Source organism: Pseudomonas sp. GW821-FHT03C07 (genome assembly GCF_059420925.1).
In genome coordinates this window covers 62,258-77,005 of sequence record NZ_JBWKUQ010000016.1, presented here as the reverse complement: position 1 = coordinate 77,005, position 14,748 = coordinate 62,258, and the positions used below count along the sequence as shown (strand labels likewise).

Here is a 14,748-nt window from a genome sequence, read left to right as displayed (position 1 = left end):
CGACGCACTGACCAGCCAGGCTCCCCGGGGGCAGTGCAAGACTACCACCCTCTCTCATTCTGCGAAGTGCCCATGACCCATGTTCTGGTCGTCGAGGACGACCCCGCCACTGCCCGGGAGATCGAAGCCGCCCTGCAAGACCACGGCTTCGACGTCACCCACGTTGATAACGGTCGGGACGGCCTGGTGCGCGCCATCAGCGACAGTTTCGACGTCATCGTGCTCGACCGCATGCTACCCGGCGCCCTCGATGGCCTGGGCATGCTCACCGCCCTGCGCGCCTCGGGTATCGCCACGCCGGTGCTGATCCTCAGCGCCCTCAGCGCGCTGGACGAACGGGTTCGCGGCCTACGGGCCGGCGGCGACGACTACCTGACCAAGCCCTTCGAATTTATCGAACTGACCGCGCGCCTGGATGCCTTGAGCCGCCGCAGGGTCGCCCCCAGCGAAGAGCGGGTCAACCGCCTGCGGGTTGGCAATCTGGAGCTGGACCTGCTCAAGCGCAGCGTCAAGCGCGGTGAACGGTTGGTGGAGCTGTTGCCCCGGGAATACGCCCTGCTCGAATACCTGGCGCAGCACGCGGAGCAGGTGGTGACGCGGACCATGCTGTTCGAGGCGGTGTGGAACTACGCCTACGACGAACGCACCAATGTCATCGAAGTGCATTTGGGCCGTTTGCGCCGCAAGGTCGATGGCGAAGGCGAAGAACCGATGATCCATACCATTCGCGGGGCCGGTTATGTTCTCCGTTCACCTGCGTGAAATCCCCCGCACCATCAGTTTCCGTACGGCGCTGATGTCCCTGGCGCTGTTCAGTTGCTCGTTCCTTGCGCTGTTCGGTTACCTCTATTGGCAGACTGCCGGCTACTTGATGGCCGAGGTCGATACGGCCCTCTATCGGCAGATCGACAACCGCAGCGCACAGCCCGAAGAGCTACGCCTGGCGGAAATCCGCAAGCATTCCGAACAGGACATCGACGGTCGGGTCCCCCACGGTATCTACGACGCCAAAGGCCAACTGATTGCCGGGGCGGTCAGTGAAATGCCGGCTTTCAAGGGCTATGACAAGCCCAACGAATTCTACTGGGAAAAGACCCGCAGAAAAGACCGCCCGATCCGCTTCATGATGCATCGCCTGGACAATGGCCAGACCCTGATGGTGGCTCAGGATATCCATGACATCCGCGAGTTCGATGAGTTGCTGGTCAATGCGATGGTCTCCGGCGGCTCGTTGCTGCTGCTGGTGGGTTTGCTCGGGGCGGTCGGGCTGGGCTACTCGGCGCGCCGACGGCTGGATGTGCTGACCCGCGCCATCGAACGGATCGTCAAGGGCGACCTCAACGAACGCCTGCCGACCCGCGGCAACCGTGACGATATCGACCGTATCGCCACGGTGGTCAACCAGATGCTCGACGAGTTGGAACGCCTGATGAGCGAGGTCAAGGGCGTCTGCGACGATATCGCCCACGATTTGCGCACGCCCCTTACCCGCTTGCTCGCGGGCCTGGAACGGGCCCAGCGCCGGCACCTGCGCGAAGACGAATACGCGGCAGCCATCGACAACGCCATTGAGGATGCCCAGGGGTTGCTGTCGACCTTCCGCGCCCTGCTGCGGATTTCCGAGATAGAAGCCAGTGCCCGGCGCAGCAGCTTTGCCGAGATCGACCTGAACCGCATCGCCGCCGATGCAGCCGAGTTCTTCGAGCCGCTGGCCGAAGAGCGTGGCATCGAGTTGACTTTGAGCGGCACGCCCGAGCCCTGCCTGATCTTCGGCGATGCGCAGCTGCTGTTCGATGCGACCTGCAATCTGCTGGACAATGCCATCAAGTTTTCGCCTGACCATAGCCGGGTGCAGGTGGCGGTGATGGATGCCCCGGACAGACGCGGACTGTGCGTGGTGGATAATGGTCCGGGGATTCCCGAAGCCGAGCGCGAAACGGTGTTCCGCCGGCTGTACCGTTCCGAATCCAGCCGGCATACGGCGGGCAACGGACTGGGGCTGAGCATGGTGGCGGCGGTGGCCCGGCTGCATGACATGCGCCTTGAGGTGCAGGATGCGCAGCCGGGTTGCCGGATCGAGTTGATTGTCAGTGCCTGAAAGCACCGTTCCATCAGAGCTTGGCGATCGAGACTTCGGTGGATTTGACGAAGGCGATCACTTCACTGCCTACCGCCAATTCAAGGTCGCGTACCGAGCGCGTGGTAATCACCGAGGTGACGATCCCCGACGCGGTCTGCACATCAATCTCGGACAGCACCTCGCCAATGAGAATTTCCTTGATGACGCCGCGAAATTGGTTACGAACGTTGATCGCTTTGATCGTCATGGGGTTGCTTCCTTTTCGTGGAGAGAGGTACACCTGCGTTTCAGGTGCTGGAGGCTAAAATGCGCCAGCTCAACAACTTATAAAAGGAATAAATAATCATGATTTTATTCAATTAAGGAATAACAAACGGAAAACCGCCAGGTTTCATTGAGTCGTCGCAACCGTGATGTAAAATCGATCACCCAGTGCGGGTCTCCTGCACCCCTGCGGAGTGCCAATGAACAAGGTTATCGCGTTGGTATCGGGCTTGCCCCTGATGCTCGCGTTGAGTGGTTTCACCACCCGGCAACACCTCGACGATCCGGTCACGCTGGATGACTACACGCGCCACAAGATCGAGTTCATCGAGACCCGAATCCTCAAGCACGCCGGCCATGAGCAAGGCGAACGGATCAAGAATATCTCCGCCAACTTCCTCGGCACGCCCTATGTGGCGCATATGCTGGTCGGCTCCGCGACCGCGCCGGAGAAGCTGGTGATCGACTTCCGCGGCCTGGATTGCTTTACCTACCTGGATTACGTCGAGGCCTTGCGCAAATCCGACAGCCTGCCGCGCTTCGTCGAAAACCTGGTGCGCACACGCTACGCCGAGGGCAAGGTCAGCTACGCCGAGCGCAAGCACTTCTTCACCGACTGGGCGCACACCCAGCCGCTCAATGCCCGGGATGTGACAACGCAGGCCAGCCCGAGGGCGACCACCGTCACCAAGGTCCTCAACGCACAAGGCGACGGCAGCGGCGGCACGCTGATCCCGTCGGTGGGCACGGTCGAGCGCGCCATTACCTATATCCCCAGCGAGTGGATCGACGACGCCGTGGTCAGTCGCCTGAAAACCGGTGACTACATCGGTATCTACACCCCGGCCGAAGGGCTGGACGTCACCCACACCGGTATCTTCATCATGACCGACAAGGGCCCGGTGCTGCGCAACGCCTCCGCCCGCGAAGCCAACCACAAGGTGGTGGATTCGCCGTTCCTGGATTACGTCAGGAAAACCCCGGGCATCGTGGTGCTCAGGGCGATCTGAAGCGGGTCAGCCAGGCAACGGTTTCCCACTCGTGCAGATGAAATCGATGAATGCGCGCAGCTTGGGCGGCAGGTAGCGACTCGACGGCCAGACCACCTGCATCTGTAGTGTGCGCTGGATCCGCCCCGGCAGTATCGACTCCAACTCTCCGCCCGCCAGCGCCTCGCGCACGGCGAACTCGGGTACGCAAGCGATGCCCAGGCCCTGTCGGGCGGTATGGATAAGCATCTCCAGGTTATTGCAGACCATCGTCTCCGGCACCTTCAACTCAGTGCCTTGTACCAGTCCCGCCAACGGCCATTTTTCCAGCTTGCCGGTGGAGGGCATCCGGTAATGCAGGCACTGGTGTTCCAACAGATGCTCCACCGCTTGCGGATAACCCTTGGCGGCGAAATAGCCCGGTGCCCCCACCAGATGAAACTCGAAGCTACCCAGCTTCCTGGCCATCAGCCGCGAATCGTGCAATTGCCCGGTGCGCACCACCGCATCGAAACCCTCCTCGACCACGTCCACCAGGCGATCGGTGAAGTCCAGTTCCAGGCGGATTTCCGGATACTCGCGCATGAAGGACGAAAGCTGCATGAACAGCACATTGCCCTGCAACGGCAGGCTGATGCGTAATTTGCCCCGTGGTGCCTCGCGGGAACTGGACAGCTCCTGCTCCGCCGCCTCCAGCTCATTGAGCACTCGCCGACAGCGCTCGAGGAACAGCGCGCCCTCGGCAGTCAGGTTGATGCTGCGGGTATTGCGATGGAACAACCGCGCGTTGAGCTTGTGTTCCAGGCGGGCAATGCCTTTGCCGACGGCCGAGGCGGAAACTCCGAGCACGCGGCCGGCAGCGACAAAACTGCGACTTTCGGCGACCTGCACGAACACGCTAATACCATTGAGCTTATCCACCGCTCACTCCCTTGATTGAGGACAGAAAAGTCCGTACAGCCCGGAATTGTAACCTCTGTTTCCCTAATACGCCCCGCTCTACCATCGACTCCTGAGCTTGATCCATTCATCAGTCGGGGCCCTTTATGTCTGTCAACGAACCGCTACGTCCAGTGCAATCCCTTCACCCGGTCGAGACGGCCGGACTGGCGTCACGCATCGATGCCGTGCTCGAACAGAGTCTGCATGAGCAACGCCTGGTCGGCGCCGTGGTACTGGTCGCCCATCGTGGGCGACAGATTTATCAGCGCGCGGCCGGCCTCGCCGACCGCGAGGCTCAGGTGCCGATGCGCCAGGACGCCCTGTTCCGCCTGTCCTCGGTCTCCAAGCCGATCACCTCGGTGGCGGCCCTGGCGCTCGTCGCCCAGGGCCGTATCAGCCTGGACGACGACATCACCCGCTGGCTGCCGTACTTCAAGCCGACCCTGGCCGACGGCACACCGGCGCGGATGACCGTGCGCCACTTGCTGACCCATACCGCCGGCCTCACCTATGGTTTCCTGGAAAACAATCGGGACGGCGCTTATCGCGCAGCCGGCGTCTCCGATGGCATGGACCGCACGGCGCTCTCGCTGGAAGAAAACCTGCGCCGCCTGGGCCAAGCGCCTTTGCTCTACAAGCCAGGCAGTGACTGGGGTTACTCGATAGCCACCGATGTGTTGGGCGGCGTGATCGCCGCCGTGAACGACACTTCGCTGGCCGCGGCCGTGGACCAGTGGGTCGGTCGCCCGCTGGGCTGGCGCGACACCGGTTTCCGGGTGACCGACGTCGGCCGCCTTGGTCCGGCCTACCTCAACGATCAGCCACGGCCACGGCGCATGCAGGCGCTGGAAGTGGTCCCGGTGTTTGAAGGCACCGCCGGCATCCGCCTGGAACCAGCCCGGGTCTTGGATACTCAGGCCTACGACTCGGGTGGTTCGGGCATGGTCGGCAGCGCCGGAGAGTTTCTCCAGCTCCTGGAAACCCTGCGCAAAGGCGGCGCCCCGTTGCTGCCCGAGTCCCTGGTCGCGCAAATGGGCAGCAACCAGAGCGGCGACCTGGCGTTGGCCAACTGGCCCGGACGCGGTTTCGGCCTGGGTTTCACGGTGCTCAAGGACCCGGTTGCGGCACAGACCGCCGAGTCCGTCGGTAGCTGGCGCCTGGGCGGAGCCTACGGACACTCCTGGTTCGTCGACCCGGCCGCGGAGCTGAGCGTAGTAGCCTTTACCAACACCGCATTCGAAGGCATGTCCGGGCCATTCACCGTCAACCTCTGCAACGCGGTCTATGGCCAATAACCCCGTGCCCCACGGTTCACGCAGGCTCGGACGCGCCAGGGCCTGACGCTTCCCCCCTTCCCGCCCCACCGAGACCTGGAGTCCGGATCATGAAAATCCTCCATCCAATCTACTTTCTGGCCCTGGGCCTGTTCGGCGTCTATACCCTCGAATTCGGCGTGGTGGGCATTCTGCCGGTGATTATCGAACGCTTCGCCATCAGCCCCGCCCAGGCCGGCCTGCTGGTGGGGATGTTCGCGCTGATCATCGCCCTGTCCGGTCCGCTCGTGGTCTTGCTGCTCTCGCGTTTCAACCGCAAGAAAATGCTCAGCCTGGCGCTATTCGTGTTCGCCGGCAGCAGCGTGCTGTCGGCCTACGCAACGAACTTCGAATCGCTGATGGTGCTGCGCATCATCCCGGCACTGTTCCACCCCCTGTACTTTTCACTGGCGTTCGTCGCCGCCATCGCGCTGTACCCGCCCCGGGAGTCGACACGGGCCGCCGCCAAGGCATTTGTCGGCACCAGCCTGGGCATGGTCCTGGGGGTGCCGTTGACCACCCTGATCGCCGCGCAATTCTCCTATGAAACCTCGTTTCTGTTTTGCGCGGCGGTCAACTGCATCGCGGGACTGGGGATCATTGCCCAGTTGCCGGATGCCCCGAAAAAGGTGAGCGCGTCCTACAGGGAACAACTGGCGATCCTGCGCAAATTCCCGCTGTGGCTGAATATCACCGCCTCGACCCTGATCTTTGCCGCGATGTTTTCCGTGTACAGCTACTCGGCCGAGTACCTGGCCAAGGAAGCGGGTATGAACGCACAGCTGATCAGTCTCCTGCTGGTGGTGTTCGGCATTGGCGGAATCGCCGGCAACCTGTATGCCGGCAAGCTGATCGGCCAGAACAAGGTCAGGACCACCCTGCTGCATCCGATCCTGCTGGCCGGCACCTACGGCCTGCTGTACCTGTTCGCCAGTCCGTCCTTGCCGGCCATGCTGTTGATCATGCTGATCTGGGGGGCGACACATACCAGCGGCCTGATCGTCACCCAGGTCTGGCTGACGTCCGAGGCCCCGGAGGCACCTGAGTTCGCCACTGGCCTCTACATTTCCTTCATCAATCTGGGCGTGACCATCGGTTCCACGACCGGTGGCTGGTTCCTCGCGCGCCTGGGCTTGCAGGGCACCCTGTACAGCGGTCTGCTGTTTGCCGGACTGGCCGTACTGGTCATTGCGATAAAAGTGCAGTTCTTCAGCGGTGCGGCCAACAACGGCCGTGTCCCCATCGCCGCAGATTGAATGACGCGCCGCTGCACAAGCATTGACTGAGGGACCGCTGTGCCGGCACAGCCTACCGGGAGGCAGGCTGGCCTGTTGCAGGGCGTCGGGGGCTCGGACCGAAGCGGCGTCGGTCAGGCTTGAGAGCCTAGATCTGGAAGTGCTTGACCAAGGTGTTGAGTTCGCTGGCCAGGTGGGCCAGGGACTGCGACGCCGCAGTGGTCTGGTGCGAGCCCTCGGAAGACTGAATCGACAACTCGCGGATATTCAGCAGATTGCGATCCACTGAACGGGCCACATGCGCCTGCTCGTCGGCGGCCGTGGTGATGACCAGGTTGCGGTTATTGATTTCGTCGTTCGCCTCGACGATTTCCGCCAGCGCGGTCTTGGCCGCCTCGGCAAGTTCCAGGGTCTGGCGGGTCATGTTGCTGCTGTTGTGCATGCCGCTCACCGCATTGGCAGTGCCGGTCTGGATGCTGCCGATCATCTCTTCGATTTCCCGGGTCGACTGCGCGGTCCGATGGGCCAAGGCCCGCACTTCATCCGCGACCACCGCAAACCCCCGACCGGCGTCACCGGCGCGCGCCGCTTCAATCGCGGCATTGAGCGCCAGCAAGTTGGTCTGCTCGGCGATGGTGCGAATCACATCGAGCACCTTGCCGATGCCCTGCGCCTGCTCCGCCAGGCCACCGATCTGCTCGGAACTGACCTCGACGCCACGGGTCAGCGCGGCAATCGCCGTCACCGCCTCGATCATCCGCTGTTGCCCCTTCAGCGCAATGGTCCGCGACTCCTGGGACAGGTCCGAGGTGGACGAGGCGTTCCTGGCCACCTCTTCAATGGCGCTGGTCATCTCGGTCACGGCGGTGGCGGCCTGTTCGATTTCACCGTGCTGCTGTTGCAGGTCGCGGCTGCCCTCGGCCGTCACCGCATTCAACTGTTCGGCCGCCGAGGCCAGTTGGGTCGATGAATGGGTGATTTGCTTGAGGGTGGTGAGCAAGCTGCCCTGCATCACCGCCAGGGCCGCGAGCAAACGGCTGGCTTCGTCGTTGCCGGCCGGATTGATCGGTTGCGTCAGGTCGCCCTTGGCAATGGTTTCCGCGACCTGGACCGCCTCGATGATCGGTACGGTAATACTGCGGGTGAGCAACCAGGCCACCAGCACGGTGCCGACACCCACCAGCAGAATCACCAGGCCGATGCCCGCCACCGCGCTGTCATAGGTGCTGGCCGACTGTTTGCCAGCCAGCTCCGCGCCCTGGTTCGCATGTTCGATCAGGTCATCAAGGTTCTTGGTCATCTGCTCATAGGATTCGCGGATGGTCGAGAGGTAGCTGTTGGCACCGGCCTTGTCCCCTTGCCGCGAGAGCCTGAGCAACTCGAGGTGATTCTTGGCATACGCCTCCAGGCTGCGGTTGAAGGCATCCAACCGCCCTTTGTCGTCGCCGCTGGTCAGCAAGCCCGCGTAAATCGACATCTGCTCATGAACGCTTTGCAGGCGTCCGGCCGATTTGTCTTCGTAGACCTTCATGTCCGCGGCGCTGGAAGACAGGATATGGGCCATGGAGCCCAGGCGGTAACGGTCCAGCGATGCGTTCGCCGAGGCCAGCACCCGCACCCGCTGCAACCAGTTGTTCTGGATATCGGCGGCCTGGGCCTGGACATCGCGAATCTGCTTCAGCGCGAACACGCCCAGGAACACACTGAGCAAGGCGATAGCGGCAAAACCAATGAACGCTCGGGGTGCAATCCGGATATTTCTCAACAGCATGGGCGGGATCTCGCATTGAACGGGGACGGAAGACAACAGGCCACGGCCGGATCGCAGGCGATCCCGGCCATAAGGTTATCGACCTGGCGGCGGTTTTCTTCAGCGCCGCGTGGCAACGGCGCTTCTCGATCCGGAGAAATCACTGGAAAAACCCGCCGATTGGAAAATCTCCCCTTTTTTACGATAGTCTGTCACCCCGCGAACCGTCGCCCTCGAAACCCGAACCGGATCCCTTGCGCATGACAACCAATCCGCTACAGGCAGCAGAAAAAATTCTCTTGGTTGCTCCGCACCGCCTGGGCGACACCTTGTTTGCAACGCCCGGTATCCGTGCCCTGCGCCAGGCAAAACCGCATGCTCAAATAGATGCCGTGGCGTTGTCAGCGCTGTCCCATGAATTGCTCGCCCACAACAGTTGCATCAACACGCTCTACTCCGCCAAAGAGCGCCCCATCGCCCAACTGGCCGCCGAGTATGACGCCGTATTGCCCTTACAGAACATCAACAAAGTCACCGAGTATCTAAAAGACATTCCTCGGGTCTTGATGCTTCCTCGCTATGAAGGCGCCTTTCACTACTCGGAAAATTTTTATCGCTTCGTGCTTCAGCAACTGCCATCGGCGGCTGAATTTCCAGCGGGCCCCTATGAACTCAATGTCAATGCACAGGACAAGGCAGACGCCGACCGATTACTGAAGAGTATCCCGGCGGCCCCTGAACCTTTTGTGATTGCCTTGCACATGGGCTGTCATCAGATTTCGAAAAAGGGCCAGCGCTTCTTGCACAAGCTGTTTCCTTTCCTGATGACCAAAGACACGCGGAGCTGGTCGTTCAAGCGTTTTGATCAGTTGGTACAGCGCCTGGTGACGCAACACCCGGCTGTCCATATTGTGCTCACGGGCTCATCCAGCGAGGCCTTTGCCGCCGACGCGCTGACCCCCCATCCGCATATCTTGAATCTCATTGGCAAAACCAATGTCGGCCAACTCGCGGCGGTACTCCAGCGTTGTCAGCTACTGCTGACTGGCGATACCGGCCCGATGCACGTCGCCTGCGCGGTAGAGCGACCGATGGTCCTGCTCTGCGGGAAAACCGATCCGGCGCAGACAGGGCCGTATCCCGTACACACCCATCACAGCATCATTCGAAAAGACGGAATGGATAACATTTCGGTGGATGAGGTTTATCAGGCCGTTGCGCGCTATCTGCCTGATGCGCCGACACAACGGGCTTCAGTCGCCATTCCGTCCACAGTGGCCTGACCTTCGCGAGAGAGAAACATCAGTACGCAAAAAGGGCCTGAACAGGCCCTTTTTGTTTACGGCAAACTCAGCGCTTGAGCTTGCGTTTGTTGCGGTATTGGTCGATGACCACCGCGACCACGATGATCAGCCCCTTGATGATGTCCTGGATATAGGCATCGACGCCGACAAAGGTGAAGCCGCTGGCCATGACCCCGAGGATCAGCGCGCCGATCACCGTGCCGGTAATCCGTCCCACCCCGCCCGCCAGGCTGGTACCGCCGATCACCGCGGCGGCAATCGCATCCAGTTCGTAGGACATGCCCATGCCTGCCTGCCCGGTGGCGGCCCGTGCCGACGCAACCACCCCGGCCAGCCCCGACAACAGCCCGGCGATGCTATAGACGATCACCAGATGGCGCTTGACGTTGATCCCGGAGGTGCGCGCCGCCTGCATGTTGCCGCCGATGGCATAGGTGTACTTGCCGTACTTGGTGTAACGCAGGGCGATATGAAAGATCACCGCCACCACCAGGAAAATGATCACCGGCATCGCGCCGTGGCCGATGGCCGTATAGGAATCCGAGAGCATGCTCACCGGCTGGCCTTCGGTGTAGTAACGCGCCAGGCCACGGGCCGAGACCATCATGCCCAGGGTGGCAATAAACGGAGGGATGCCGGTGATGGCAATGATGCTGCCATTGATCGCCCCCGCCAGCAGTCCCACGCCGAGCCCGACGATCACCGGGATCCACACCGGCAGGTCGGTCAGCGACGGAAACACCGCCCGGGCGAAGTCCGAGGTTTGCGCCAGGCTCGCGGCGATCATCGCCGAGAGCGCCAGCACCGAGCCCGACGACAGGTCAATGCCAGTGGTGATAATGACCTGGGTGACACCAATCGCCAGCAAGCCAATGATCGAGACCTGCAGGATCATCAGCACCAGCCGCTGGGAGTTCATCAGGAAACTCTGGTCACGCACGATCCAACCGAACAGCTCGAAGACCAGACCAATGCCGATCAGTACCAGAAAAATGCTCAATTCGGTGGGAAGGCGCCGGCGACTCTTGACCGACACCGTTGCAGGCTTGTTTTCCAGTATCACGTTCATAACCACTCACCCTTCTATCGCGTTGCCGCAGCGGAGCACCGCTGCCGGCCTCTGTTCGTTGAACAACTAGTGAACCGCGGTCATCCCGGAGGCCAACTGCATGACTCGCTCCTGGGTCGCCTCGCCACGGTCGAGGGTGCCCATCAGGTCGCCCTCGTGCATGACCATCACCCGGTCGCTCATGCCGAGCACTTCCGGCAGCTCCGAGGAAATCATGATCACCGCCATGCCTTCGCTGGCGAGGTAGGCGATCAGCCGGTAGATCTCGGCCTTGGCGCCGACGTCGATGCCACGGGTCGGCTCGTCGAGAATCAGGATGCGCGGATTGGTCATCAACCACCGGGCGAGCAAGGCCTTCTGCTGGTTGCCCCCGGACAAGGTGTCGATGCACTGCTCCAGGGACGGGGTTTTCACCCGCAGCTTCTTGCACATCTCCTCGCACAGGGCGCGCAAGGCCTTCTGCTGGATGAAACCGTTGCCGCCGACGTAATGCGGCAGCACGGCCATTTCCATGTTTTCCATGACCGAAAGGCACGGGAACAGGCCGCTGAGCTTGCGGTCCTCGGTGAGCAAGGCAAAGCCCTTGTCGATGGCCAGGTGCGGGTCGCTGATCCGTATCAGTTGGCCATCGAGGCGAATTTCACCGCCATCGCTCGGGGTGATGCCGAACAGCGCTTCGGCGACGTTGGTCCTGCCTGAGCCCATCAACCCGGCGATGCCGAGGATCTCGCCGGCATGCAGGTCGAACGAAACCCCTTTGAAAATGCCCTCCAGGCGCAGGTCGCGTACCGACAGCAACAAATCGCCGATCGGCTTTTCACGCACCGGGAACAACTGGCTCAGCTCACGCCCGACCATCATCGAGATCAGGCTGTCACCGTCCATGCTGTCGGCCCGTTGCAGGCCGATGTAGGCACCGTCGCGGAACACCGCCACTTCATCGGCGATGGCGAACACTTCGTTCATTTTGTGGGTGATGTAGATGATGCCCTTACCCTGGGACTTGAGGTCGGCAATGATCGAGAACAGGTGGGCGACTTCCTTGTCGGTGATGGCCGAGGTCGGCTCATCCATGATCAGGATGTCGGAGTCGTAGGACACCGCCTTGGCGATTTCGACCATCTGCCGTTCGGCGATACTCAGGTTGCCGACGTGTTCCTCCGGGTCGAGGTCAATGCGCAGCCGCTCCAACAGTTTCGCCGTGCAGCGGTGCATTTCCCGGTGGTCGATCATGTGGAAGCCGTTGAGCTGCTCGCGGCCGATCCAGATATTCTCGGCGACGCTCATGTGCGGCATCAGGTTGAGTTCCTGATGGATCATCGCGATCCCGGACTGCAAGGCGGCCAGCGGCGTGTCGAAGATCACCGGTTTGCCGCGCAGGCGCAGCTCACCGGCGTCCGGCTGGTAGATGCCGGCGATGATTTTCATCAGGGTGGATTTGCCGGCACCGTTCTCGCCCATCAGGGCCAGCACCGACCCCGGGCGCACCCGCAGTTGTACGTTGGACAGCGCCACTACCCCGGGAAAACCCTTGCTGACGTTGACAATCTCCAGCAGGTACGGCTCATCGACAGGTATGGCGGTTGGCTGGATACCCACCAGCGGGTTGCTCGAAGCAGTCGCTGAAGCGAACATGATCAGATACTCCATCAGCAAGGTGGGCAGTGCGACCTTGCTTGCTTATTGTTTTTATCGAACGGACTGACTATTTGAACTGAGCGACGTTTTCCGGGGTGATCAGGCGATACGGTACCCACACCGCCGGCTCGACCGGCTCGTGCTTGACCATCTTCACCGCCGAGTCGATGGAGCCGACCGCCTGGCCCTTGGCATCCTGGAACACCGAGACCGCCATATCGCCTTTTTTCACCGCACGCAGGCCATCCGGGGTGCCATCGACCCCGGCAATCAGCACACTACCCTTTTTCACCCCGGCCTGCTCCAGCGCCATGGAGGCACCGATGGCCATCTCGTCGTTGTTGGCGACCACCGCATCGAATTTGCGGCCCTGGGTCAGCCAATCGTTGACCAGGGTCATGCCCTTGTCGCGCTGCCAGGTACCGGTCTGCTCCTGCTCGATCTTGATGTTCGGGTACTTGGCCAGGACCGACTTGACGCCCTTGGTGCGGTTGGCGGTGGAGTTGTTGGCGAGGTCGCCGAGGAGGATCACGATGTCGCCCTTGCCGTTCATTTTCTCGGCGAGGTAGTTCATCTGCATCTGACCGGCTTCGAGATCGTTGGAGGCGACGGTGGTCACGCCCTTGGGCAGGTTCAGGTCATCCGGCCGGCGGTTGACGTAGACCAGCGGAATCCCTGCCTTGACCGCCGCATCGGTGATTTTCTTGGTCGCGGCAGTGTCCACCGGGTTGACGATGATGGCGTCGACTTTCTGGCTGACGAAGCTTTCCACCTGGCTCAGTTGCTTGACCACATCGCCGCGGGCATCTTCGAACTGCAGTTTCACGCCGTCAGGCATGGACTTGGCTTTCTGGTCCATGGATTCGCGCAGGTAGGTCAGCCAGGTGTCATCGAACTGCGACATGCTCACGCCGATCTTCATGTCGGCGAAGGCAGCACCGCTGGCGAGCATCAGGGACAGGGCAAGGGAGGTGAAACGGATCTTGGTTTTCATGAAAAGTCTTTCTCCACATTCTTGTTGGTTTTATGGATCAAACGTGACTCTTTCAGTAACCGGCCAGCGAATGACCACTGACCCTCGACAATCTAAAATCGACTTTATTGGAAAATAATTTCCATATCAATCTGTTTTAGAAATTTATTTTCTTTTTCATCGGCCGTAAAAATGCGGACGCTCAGGCAACGCGATGCGGACAATCGCCCCACTGCCCTGGGCTTCGATGCAGGCATCCGCTGCCACCGCCGCCGCCAGGCCATCCCAGGCCGACGGGCCACCGACCTGGCCGGCCCGCACGCCATCGATAAACGCCTGCAACTCGACGTCATAGGCGGCGATAAAGCGGTCTTTCCAATCCATCAGGATCGCGTTGGACAGTTTGGCGCCGCTGCGCAGTTGCACTTGCGAAGGTTCCGGCAGCTTGGCGATGCCGGTTTCGCCGACCACTTCGCACTGGATGTCATAGCCGTACTGACAGTTGACGAAGACCTCGACGTCGATCCGCGTCCCCCGAGCGGTTTCCAGCAGGACAATCTGCGGGTCCTTCAGGTGCGCGAGGGCCTTGCTGGTCTTGCGTGGGAACACCACCTGCACCGACACGTAGTCGTCGGCCAGCAGCCAGCGCAGCACGTCCAACTCGTGGATCAAGGTGTCGGTGATGGCCATGTCGGTCTTGTAGTTCTCGCCCACGCTCGGGTTGCGATGGGCGCAATGCAGCATCAACGGCTCGCCGATCTGGCCGCTGTCGATCACCGCCTTGAGGGCGCGATAACCTTCATCGTAGGGCCGCATGAAACCGACCTGGACCAGGCGCTTGCCGTGGGCCACTTCGGCGGCGACGATCTTGCGACAGCCTTCGGCCGTGACCGCCAGCGGCTTCTCGCAGAACACCGGCTTGCCGGCCGCGATCGCCGCCAGCACGAACTCCTCGTGGCTCGGGCCCCAGGAGGTGACCAGGATGGCTTCGACTTCCGCCGCCTTGATCAGCGCATGACCGTCCGGGTAGACCTCGGCGCTCAGTTGCAGGTCGGCGACCACCTTGGCCGCCTGTTGCAGGTTGATGTCGGTGACCGCCACCACCTGGCTGTTGAGCAGGGTCTGGCTGCAACGACGAATGTGATCCTGACCGATGGCACCGGTGCCGATGACACCTAGCTTTAAAGACAT

Annotated in this window: 13 protein-coding genes and 1 pseudogene; 6 read left to right on the top strand and 8 right to left on the bottom strand. The window is 61.5% G+C overall.

The window, feature by feature from the left end:
• Window positions 1-72: 72 nt before the first annotated feature.
• Window positions 73-762, top strand: coding sequence for a response regulator transcription factor (locus tag AC07VG_RS25320; RefSeq protein ID WP_495001854.1), 690 nt, complete (start codon window positions 73-75; stop codon window positions 760-762).
• A complete protein-coding gene (locus tag AC07VG_RS25315; protein WP_495022093.1) occupies window positions 740-2,098 on the top strand; it encodes a sensor histidine kinase in 1,359 nt (452 codons plus the stop codon). Before AC07VG_RS25320 ends, AC07VG_RS25315 begins: the two co-directional genes overlap by 23 nt.
• Window positions 2,099-2,111: 13 nt before the next feature.
• On the opposite strand, the gene AC07VG_RS25310 is transcribed toward AC07VG_RS25315, so the two are convergent.
• Window positions 2,112-2,327 (bottom strand): TOBE domain-containing protein, encoded by a 216-nt coding sequence (locus AC07VG_RS25310; protein WP_100941607.1) that lies wholly within the window; start codon window positions 2,325-2,327, stop codon window positions 2,112-2,114.
• Window positions 2,328-2,544: 217 nt separating this feature from the next.
• Here AC07VG_RS25310 and AC07VG_RS25305 point away from each other — a divergent pair, with 217 nt between their 5' ends.
• The gene (locus AC07VG_RS25305; RefSeq protein ID WP_495001852.1) at window positions 2,545-3,354 is read left to right on the top strand and encodes a DUF1460 domain-containing protein; all 810 of its coding nucleotides are present in this window, start codon (window positions 2,545-2,547) and stop codon (window positions 3,352-3,354) included.
• Between the two features lie 6 nt (window positions 3,355-3,360).
• Here the strand turns inward: AC07VG_RS25305 and AC07VG_RS25300 are convergent, their stop codons facing one another.
• Window positions 3,361-4,254 carry a LysR family transcriptional regulator gene (locus AC07VG_RS25300; protein WP_495001851.1) on the bottom strand — a complete coding sequence of 298 codons (894 nt, stop codon included), beginning with the start codon at window positions 4,252-4,254 and terminating at the stop codon, window positions 3,361-3,363.
• A 125-nt stretch (window positions 4,255-4,379) separates the two neighbouring features.
• On the opposite strand from AC07VG_RS25300, the gene AC07VG_RS25295 reads away from it, so the two are divergent.
• Window positions 4,380-5,570 (top strand): serine hydrolase domain-containing protein, encoded by a 1,191-nt coding sequence (locus AC07VG_RS25295; RefSeq protein ID WP_495022092.1) that lies wholly within the window; start codon window positions 4,380-4,382, stop codon window positions 5,568-5,570.
• An 89-nt stretch (window positions 5,571-5,659) separates the two neighbouring features.
• Window positions 5,660-6,844 carry an MFS transporter gene (locus AC07VG_RS25290; protein ID WP_495022091.1) on the top strand — a complete coding sequence of 395 codons (1,185 nt, stop codon included), beginning with the start codon at window positions 5,660-5,662 and terminating at the stop codon, window positions 6,842-6,844.
• Between the two features lie 127 nt (window positions 6,845-6,971).
• On the opposite strand, the gene AC07VG_RS25285 is transcribed toward AC07VG_RS25290, so the two are convergent.
• Together AC07VG_RS25285 and AC07VG_RS25280 are read right to left on the bottom strand one after the other, a co-directional pair.
• Window positions 6,972-7,835 (bottom strand): methyl-accepting chemotaxis protein, encoded by an 864-nt coding sequence (locus AC07VG_RS25285; RefSeq protein WP_495001935.1) that lies wholly within the window; start codon window positions 7,833-7,835, stop codon window positions 6,972-6,974.
• A pseudogene (locus AC07VG_RS25280) lies at window positions 7,830-8,594 on the bottom strand (MCP four helix bundle domain-containing protein); the annotation flags it as partial. The gene AC07VG_RS25285 and the pseudogene AC07VG_RS25280, both read right to left, overlap by 6 nt.
• A 239-nt stretch (window positions 8,595-8,833) precedes the next feature.
• Here AC07VG_RS25280 and AC07VG_RS25275 point away from each other — a divergent pair.
• Window positions 8,834-9,856 carry a glycosyltransferase family 9 protein gene (locus tag AC07VG_RS25275; protein WP_495022090.1) on the top strand — a complete coding sequence of 341 codons (1,023 nt, stop codon included), beginning with the start codon at window positions 8,834-8,836 and terminating at the stop codon, window positions 9,854-9,856.
• 67 nt (window positions 9,857-9,923) lie between these two features.
• Here AC07VG_RS25275 and AC07VG_RS25270 read toward each other — a convergent pair whose 3' ends face one another.
• The 4 genes from AC07VG_RS25270 to iolG form a co-directional block, all read right to left on the bottom strand.
• Window positions 9,924-10,946 (bottom strand): ABC transporter permease, encoded by a 1,023-nt coding sequence (locus tag AC07VG_RS25270; protein ID WP_495001847.1) that lies wholly within the window; start codon window positions 10,944-10,946, stop codon window positions 9,924-9,926.
• Window positions 10,947-11,012: 66 nt separating this feature from the next.
• Window positions 11,013-12,581, bottom strand: coding sequence for a sugar ABC transporter ATP-binding protein (locus AC07VG_RS25265; RefSeq protein WP_495001846.1), 1,569 nt, complete (start codon window positions 12,579-12,581; stop codon window positions 11,013-11,015).
• Window positions 12,582-12,651: 70 nt separating this feature from the next.
• A complete protein-coding gene (locus AC07VG_RS25260; RefSeq protein ID WP_495001845.1) occupies window positions 12,652-13,578 on the bottom strand; it encodes a sugar ABC transporter substrate-binding protein in 927 nt (308 codons plus the stop codon).
• Window positions 13,579-13,734: 156 nt separating this feature from the next.
• Window positions 13,735-14,748 (bottom strand): bifunctional inositol 2-dehydrogenase/D-chiro-inositol 1-dehydrogenase, encoded by a 1,014-nt coding sequence (gene iolG / locus AC07VG_RS25255; protein ID WP_495022089.1) that lies wholly within the window; start codon window positions 14,746-14,748, stop codon window positions 13,735-13,737.

What these genes read in the sequence shown, in the direction of transcription:
- AC07VG_RS25320 (WP_495001854.1), top strand. Translation starts at nt 73, where the DNA reads ATGACCCATGTTCTGGTCGTCGAGGACGACCCCGCCACTGCCCGGGAG.
- AC07VG_RS25315 (WP_495022093.1), top strand. Translation starts at nt 740, where the DNA reads ATGTTCTCCGTTCACCTGCGTGAAATCCCCCGCACCATCAGTTTCCGT.
- AC07VG_RS25310 (WP_100941607.1), bottom strand. Translation starts at nt 2,327, where the DNA reads ATGACGATCAAAGCGATCAACGTTCGTAACCAATTTCGCGGCGTCATC.
- AC07VG_RS25305 (WP_495001852.1), top strand. Translation starts at nt 2,545, where the DNA reads ATGAACAAGGTTATCGCGTTGGTATCGGGCTTGCCCCTGATGCTCGCG.
- AC07VG_RS25295 (WP_495022092.1), top strand. Translation starts at nt 4,380, where the DNA reads ATGTCTGTCAACGAACCGCTACGTCCAGTGCAATCCCTTCACCCGGTC.
- AC07VG_RS25290 (WP_495022091.1), top strand. Translation starts at nt 5,660, where the DNA reads ATGAAAATCCTCCATCCAATCTACTTTCTGGCCCTGGGCCTGTTCGGC.
- AC07VG_RS25285 (WP_495001935.1), bottom strand. Translation starts at nt 7,835, where the DNA reads ATGCAGGGCAGCTTGCTCACCACCCTCAAGCAAATCACCCATTCATCG.
- AC07VG_RS25275 (WP_495022090.1), top strand. Translation starts at nt 8,834, where the DNA reads ATGACAACCAATCCGCTACAGGCAGCAGAAAAAATTCTCTTGGTTGCT.
- AC07VG_RS25270 (WP_495001847.1), bottom strand. Translation starts at nt 10,946, where the DNA reads ATGAACGTGATACTGGAAAACAAGCCTGCAACGGTGTCGGTCAAGAGT.
- AC07VG_RS25265 (WP_495001846.1), bottom strand. Translation starts at nt 12,581, where the DNA reads ATGTTCGCTTCAGCGACTGCTTCGAGCAACCCGCTGGTGGGTATCCAG.
- AC07VG_RS25260 (WP_495001845.1), bottom strand. Translation starts at nt 13,578, where the DNA reads ATGAAAACCAAGATCCGTTTCACCTCCCTTGCCCTGTCCCTGATGCTC.
- iolG (WP_495022089.1), bottom strand. Translation starts at nt 14,748, where the DNA reads ATGTCTTTAAAGCTAGGTGTCATCGGCACCGGTGCCATCGGTCAGGAT.